The organism is Burkholderia sp. Tr-20390, assembly GCF_017104595.1.
In the GTDB taxonomy this organism is placed as follows: domain Bacteria; phylum Pseudomonadota; class Gammaproteobacteria; order Burkholderiales; family Burkholderiaceae; genus Burkholderia.
In genome coordinates, this window is record NZ_JAAGPC010000003.1 from 137250 (window position 1) to 143538 (window position 6289).

6 protein-coding genes are annotated in these 6289 nt (G+C 66.3%); all 6 read left to right on the plus strand.

The window, feature by feature from the left end; all coding sequences use genetic code 11:
- The first annotated feature begins 94 nt into the window (after positions 1–94).
- Positions 95–1252, plus strand: a complete 1158-nt coding sequence (locus G3N98_RS02520) for a porin (RefSeq protein ID WP_089428929.1) — start codon at positions 95–97, stop codon at positions 1250–1252.
- A 212-nt stretch (positions 1253–1464) separates the two neighbouring features.
- A complete protein-coding gene (locus tag G3N98_RS02525) occupies positions 1465–1725 on the plus strand; it encodes a DUF2866 domain-containing protein (RefSeq protein WP_011353838.1) in 261 nt (86 codons plus the stop codon).
- 124 nt (positions 1726–1849) lie between these two features.
- Complete coding sequence (locus G3N98_RS02530; RefSeq protein WP_206147114.1) at positions 1850–2233, plus strand: DUF6232 family protein; 384 nt, start codon at positions 1850–1852, stop codon at positions 2231–2233.
- Positions 2234–2433: 200 nt separating this feature from the next.
- Complete coding sequence (locus G3N98_RS02535; RefSeq protein WP_206147115.1) at positions 2434–2661, plus strand: hypothetical protein; 228 nt, start codon at positions 2434–2436, stop codon at positions 2659–2661.
- A 245-nt stretch (positions 2662–2906) separates the two neighbouring features.
- Complete coding sequence (locus G3N98_RS02540) at positions 2907–5174, plus strand: TonB-dependent hemoglobin/transferrin/lactoferrin family receptor (protein ID WP_206147116.1); 2268 nt, start codon at positions 2907–2909, stop codon at positions 5172–5174.
- A gap of 49 nt (positions 5175–5223) precedes the next feature.
- Positions 5224–6289, plus strand: a 1066-nt coding sequence (locus G3N98_RS02545) for a ChuX/HutX family heme-like substrate-binding protein (RefSeq protein ID WP_241025704.1), incomplete at its 3' end; no start/stop codon positions are given.

Genomic DNA, 6289 nt, shown 5'->3' on the forward strand with positions numbered 1-6289 from the left:
GCCCCTCGATAAAGTTGCCGCCGGTACGTGAAAGCGCCCATAGAGAGCGCCGGAACCGCAACTGGACACGCCATTTATTCGCTCGGAGAACCCTTTGAACAAGAAACTGTTGACCATCGCCGCTCTGGCAGCAACGGCCGGCACGGCGCACGCACAAAGCAGCGTGACCCTGTACGGCGTCATCGATGCCGGTATCAGCTACGTGAACCACAGCAAGACCGCCAACGGCGGTACGGGCAAGCTGTTCAAGTACGACGACGGCGTTGCCCAGGGCAGCCGTTGGGGCCTGCGCGGCACCGAAGACCTCGGTGGCGGCCTGAAGGCGATCTTCGTGCTCGAAAACGGCTTCAACAGCGGTAACGGCACGATCGGCCAGGGTGGCGCGATCTTCGGCCGCCAGGCTTACGTCGGCCTGAGCCAGTCGCAATACGGCACGGTCACGTTCGGCCGCCAGTACTCGTTCTCGACCGACATCCTCGGCTCGAACTACTCGACGGGCGGCAACACGGTCGCGGGCAACTACGCGTACCACGTGAACGACCTCGACCAGCTCACGTCGAGCCGCATCAACAACGCCGTGAAGTTCCAGAGCGCGAACTACTCGGGCTTCACGTTCGGCGCGTTGTACGGCTTCTCGAACTCGACGGACTTCGCAGGCGCACCGGCGACGACGACGGGCACGACGACGACGGCAGGCTCGTCGCGCGCATACAGCTTCGGCCTGAACTACGCGAACGGCCCGTTCTCGCTGGGCGCAGCGTACACGGACATCCGCTTCCCGAGCCAGTCGACGCCGGCTTTCTCGACGACGATCGCGAATATCGCAACGGGCAACGTCCGCGACCTGCGCACGTACGGCGTCGGTGGCCGCTACGTCTGGGGCCCGGCAACGGCATGGCTGCTGTGGACGCGTACGCAGTTCTCGACCGTGTCGGGCGCGGGTGGCACGTTCTACAACGCGTATGAAGCAGGCGCGAAGTACGCCTTCACGCCGGCTCTGTCGGGCGGCCTCGGCTACACGTACACGAACGCCACGCAGAGCGGCAACTCGTGGCACTGGAACCAGGTCAACGGTATCGCCGACTACGCACTCAGCAAGCGTACGGACGTGTACGGCCTGGTCGTGTACCAGCAAGCGTCGGGCAAGGGCGTGCAAGCGCAGATCGGCTCGAGCACGAGCTACTTCAATACGTCGGGCACGGGTTCGAAGAACCAGATCGCCGCACGTATCGGTATCCGTCACAAGTTCTAAAGCATCCGCTTAACACGCGGATCACGACGGCAAGAAGCGCCCCGCTCCACGCGGGGCGCTTTTTTATGGGCTTTTAAGTTTCGCTTAATTCTGGGCTGAGAGGATGCTCTCACCCCCCCTGTTGGCCGCCTGAACATCGGCGGCTTTTTTTTTGAACCGCCGACGGCGCCGCCATCGATTGCCCACAAGACAAGACAGGATCGGAGGCCATGATGATCGAAGATACCGTTTTCAGCCATCTGCACGCGATTCTGACGTGCCAACACTCGATGCCGGTCCAGAGCTGCCGCGTATCGGTCGAAATGCAGCGCCCGTGGGGCCGGCCGTATCGTCTCGTCGAATGGACGATGCATCTCGACGCGCCCGCGCGGCGCCAGATCGTGCCGGCCGAATCGACCGACGAAGAGATCGCCGAGGTCGTCGCCTCGCACGTGCCGGGCCGGCTTTACGGCGACGGCCGCCTGCAGTTCTGAACCCCTTCCCGCTCCATCCGCTTGCCTGGTTTCACCCGCGCCGCACCCATCGTGCGGCAGTCGGTCTCGTTTGATGCCGCAACGAAACCTGCTACGCTGCGCGTTTTCGTCCACGCAACACACGATGGAAAACGCATTCAACGAACGTGGCGTGATGATCACGCGCAACGGCCTGTCGGCCGCCGGGCAGGTATTCGCACTCCGTGACATCCGCCAGGTCGATGTCGTCAAGATTCCGAAGAACCGCCTCGTGCCGTCGCTGATCGCGCTGATCGGCACGGCCGTCGCCGTCGCAGGCGGCATCGCCGGATCGAGCGCCGCGCTCGTCGTCGGCGTGATGCTCGCCGTCGTCGGCTATCTCTCATGGGCCACGCAGGACGTCACGTATCGCCTGATGGTCGAGATGCCCGACGGCAAGCGCGAAGCGCTGTCGAGCGTCGACGTCGAGTTCGTCGAACGCGTCGCGCAGGTCGTGCGCGATGCGCAGGCAGCGAAAGCCGTCGGCTGATTCCGTTCGCCTCCCTGCACGCGTCGATTCGCGGTGCGCCGGCCACGCGTGGCGCGTTTCGCGCCGCGCAACGGCAGCGTCGATTACCGCGTCGAATCGCATTCCGCCTCCTCGTCGCCAACACCGCGCCTGCGCTGCGACCGCCGACCGCCTAGTATGGAAAGAGCGGCTCGCCGCCGCATCGTCCGATGGAGGCCAGCATGAACGTCCAGACGCTGTCCGGCACGCTTCGCGCGCAGGAACTGCTGATCGTGTCGATGATCCGCGCGCTTCCCCCTGACGCACGCCGAGCGCTCGTCGACCTCTACACCGAACAGATCGCGTTCTCCGAGCAGGCCGGCCTCGAAAGCCATGGCGATCGCGCGACGCACGATGCGTTCATCACGCATGCGCGCAACCTGCTGATCCGCATCGAAGCGCTGGCTTAGGGCCTGTTCGCGCCCGCGTTTTTCCTGAATTTCCCGCCGCGGCTCGCCCGAGCCGCGCAGGTAAGCGCTCACCCACGCGAGCCGCTTTCCGTTCTTGTATTGATAATAATTCTCATTTACACTGGTAAAGTTATCAGTTGCCTTTCAATTCGCCGCTCGCCGCCTTCCGTGCGCGGGCGGGCCAGCCAGGTGAACGCGTCACCCAGCCAGCCTTCGGGCTTGTCATCGTCAATGGGAGACCACCTGTGCATTGCTATACGCTGGCGCGGCGGCCGATCTGTGCCGCGCTGTTCGGCGCGTTCGGCCTGTCCGCCGCCACGGCTCACGCCGATTCGACGCCGCAAGGCGCCAACCCGCCTGCCGCCCTCCTCGTCGCCGCGTCCACGCGCGGCGATGCGGCGCTGCTCGATCCCGTCACCGTCACGGCCAACCGCACCGCCACGGCCGCGAGCCGCACGGCGGCGTCCGTGTCGGTAATCACCGACGAGGATCTGGAAGAACAGCAGGCCACCAACATCAAGGATGCGCTGCGCTACGAGCCGGGCGTCACCGTGCGCCGCACCGCGTACCGGCCCGGCAGCGCCGCGCTCGGCGGCGGCCGCGACGGCGATTCGAGCATCAACATCCGCGGCCTCGAAGGCAATCGCGTGCTGCTGATGGAAGACGGCATCCGCCTGCCGAATGCGTTTTCGTTCGGCCCGCTCGAGGCGGGGCGCGGCGACTACGCCGATCTCGACACGCTCAAGCGCATCGAGATCCTGCGCGGGCCGGCGTCGGCGCTGTACGGCAGCGACGGCCTGACCGGCGCGGTGAACTTCATCACGAAGGATCCGCGCGACCTGCTGTCGATCTACAACAAACCCTATTACTTCTCGTTCCGGCCGAGCTACGACTCGGCCGACCGCAGCGTCGGCGCGACCGTGTCGGCCGCGGGCGGCAACGATCGCGTGCAGGGGATGATCATCGCCGACGGCCGGCGCGGCCACGAGGTCGACACGCGCGGCAGCAACAACTCGGCGAGCACGCTGCGCACCACGTCGAACCCGCAGGACGTCTATTCGGAATCGCTGCTCGGCAAGCTCGTGCTGACGCCGACCACGCGCGACACGATCAGGTTCACCGCCGAAACGGTGCAGCGCCGCGTGAGCACTGACGTGCTGTCGGCGATCAGCCCGCCGACCACGCTCGGCCTCACGACCTACGACCGGCTCGAGCGCAACCGCTTCAGCGTCGACTACGATTTCCGCGACGATGCGTTCCGCTGGTTCCAGACCGCGCACGTGCAGTTCTACTACCAGGACGCGAAGCAGGACCAGTACGCGTTCGAGACGCGCGGCCGGGCGGCTTCGCGTTCGCGCGACAACCAGTACAAGGAGCGCACGTTCGGCGGCTCCGCGTTCGCCGAAAGCGGCTTCGCGACCGGCCCGTTCGCGCACAAGCTGCTTTACGGCGTCGACGGCAGCGTGTCGCGCGTGACTAACCTGCGCGACGGCACGGTGCCGGGCGTCGGCGAGGCGTTCCCGAACAAGGCGTTCCCCGACACCGACTACACGCTGTTCGGCGCGTTCGTGCAGGACCAGATCGGCTACGGCCGCCTGCTCGTCACGCCGGGCCTGCGCTTCGACACGTACCGGCTGAGCCCGACCGCCAACGACCCGCTGTTCACCGGCAAGGCCGTGTCGACGAGCGCGAACGAACTGTCGCCGCGCGTCGCCGTGCTCTACGAGATCACGCCCGCGGTCATTCCGTACGTGCAGTACGCGCACGGCTTCCGCGCGCCGACGCCCGACCAGGTGAACAGCAGCTTCTCGAACCCGGTATACGGCTACACGTCGATCGGCAATCCGAACCTGAAGCCCGAGACGAGCGACACGTTCGAAGCCGGCCTGCGCGGCAAGGCCGGCACCGGTTACGGCGTCGTGCGCTACAGCGCCGCCGCGTTCACGGGCCGCTACCGCAACTTCATCTCGCGCACGACGATCGCCGGCAGCGGCCGGCCAACCGACCCGTTCGTGTTCCAGTACGTGAACTTCGCCGACGCGCGCATTCACGGCCTCGAAGGCCGCGCCGAATGGGTGATGCCGAACGGCATCACGCTGAAGACGGCGATGGCGTTCACGAAGGGCTCGACGCAGAACGACGGCGCGGCCAGCCAGCCGCTGAACACCGTCGACCCGTTCTCGGCCGTGTTCGGCGTGCGCTACGAGCCGACCGAGCGCTGGTACGTGCAGACCGACCTGCTGTTCCAGGCCGCGAAACGCGACAAGGACATCGACAAGTCCGACTGCTCGAACAAGGCGTGCTTCTCGCCGCCGTCGTCGTTCGTCGTCGACCTGCGCGGCGGCTACCGCTTCAACAAGCACGTGAGCGCGACGATCGGCATCCGCAACCTGTTCGACCGGAAGTACTGGAACTGGTCGGACGTGCGCGGCATCGCAGCCGATTCGCAGGTGCTCGACGCGTATACGTCGTCCGGCCGCACGGTCGCCGTCAGCATGAAAGTGGATTTCTGATGCGCGCCGCCCGCGCTGCCACCCCAACCGCTACTTGAAGGAGTCCGACATGATGCAATCCGCCCTTCCCGGTCAACCGGCCACGCCGGCCCGCGCAGCCGCCGCGCTGCGCGACGCGTTCATCCGGCTCAAGACCGAGCGCCAGCTGCGCAACCGCGACGTCGCGCAGGCGCTCGGCGTCAGCGAAGGCGAGGCGCTCGCCGCGTTCGTCGGCGAGCACGTCGTGCGGCTCGACGCGCGCTTTCCGGCGATGTTCGAGGAAATGCCGCGCCTCGGCCGCGTGATGGCGCTCACGCGCAACGACACGGCTGTCCACGAAAAGGACGGCGAATATGCGCAGATGAGCCACGACGGCCCCGTCGGCCTCGCGCTCGGCGATATCGACCTGCGCATCTTCTATCGTCACTGGGTATCGGCGTTCGCGGTGCGCGACGAGACCGCGCACGGCCCGTTGAAGAGCCTGCAGTTCTTCGACGCGCAGGGCCATGCGATCCACAAGGTCTACCTGCGCGCGCACAGCGACCACGCGGCGTACGACGCGTTCGTCGAGCGCTGGCGTGCGCCGTCGCAGGAGCCTGGCCTCGACGTCGCACCCGCCGCGCCGAAAACGCCCGAGCGCGCCGACACCGAGATCGACGTCGCGGGCTTCCGCGCCGCGTGGGACGCGATGACCGACACGCACCAGTTCTTCGGGATCACGCAGCGCTTCGGCGTGAGCCGCATGCAGGCGCTGCGGCTCGCCGATCCGCAATACGCGTATCCGGTCGAAACCGCGCATGCGCTGCGCCACGTGCTCCAGCAGGCCGCTCGGAGCGGCCAGCCGATCATGGTGTTCGTCGGCAACGCGGGGATGATCCAGATCCATACGGGCCCCGTCGCGAACGTGCGCGAGGTCGGCGCATGGATCAACGTGCTCGACCCGGGCTTCAACCTGCACGTGCGCGAAGACCTGATCGCCGCCGCGTGGGTCGTGAAGAAGCCGACCAGCGACGGCCGGTATTGGGGTCGACGACAGCCGCCAAAGCGGCGTCGACTTGTGCCCGGTCAATGCTCATCGAAACTCCGTGAAAACGTTTTTCTCGCGCGCAAACGTCAAAAAATATCAAATTACGGCG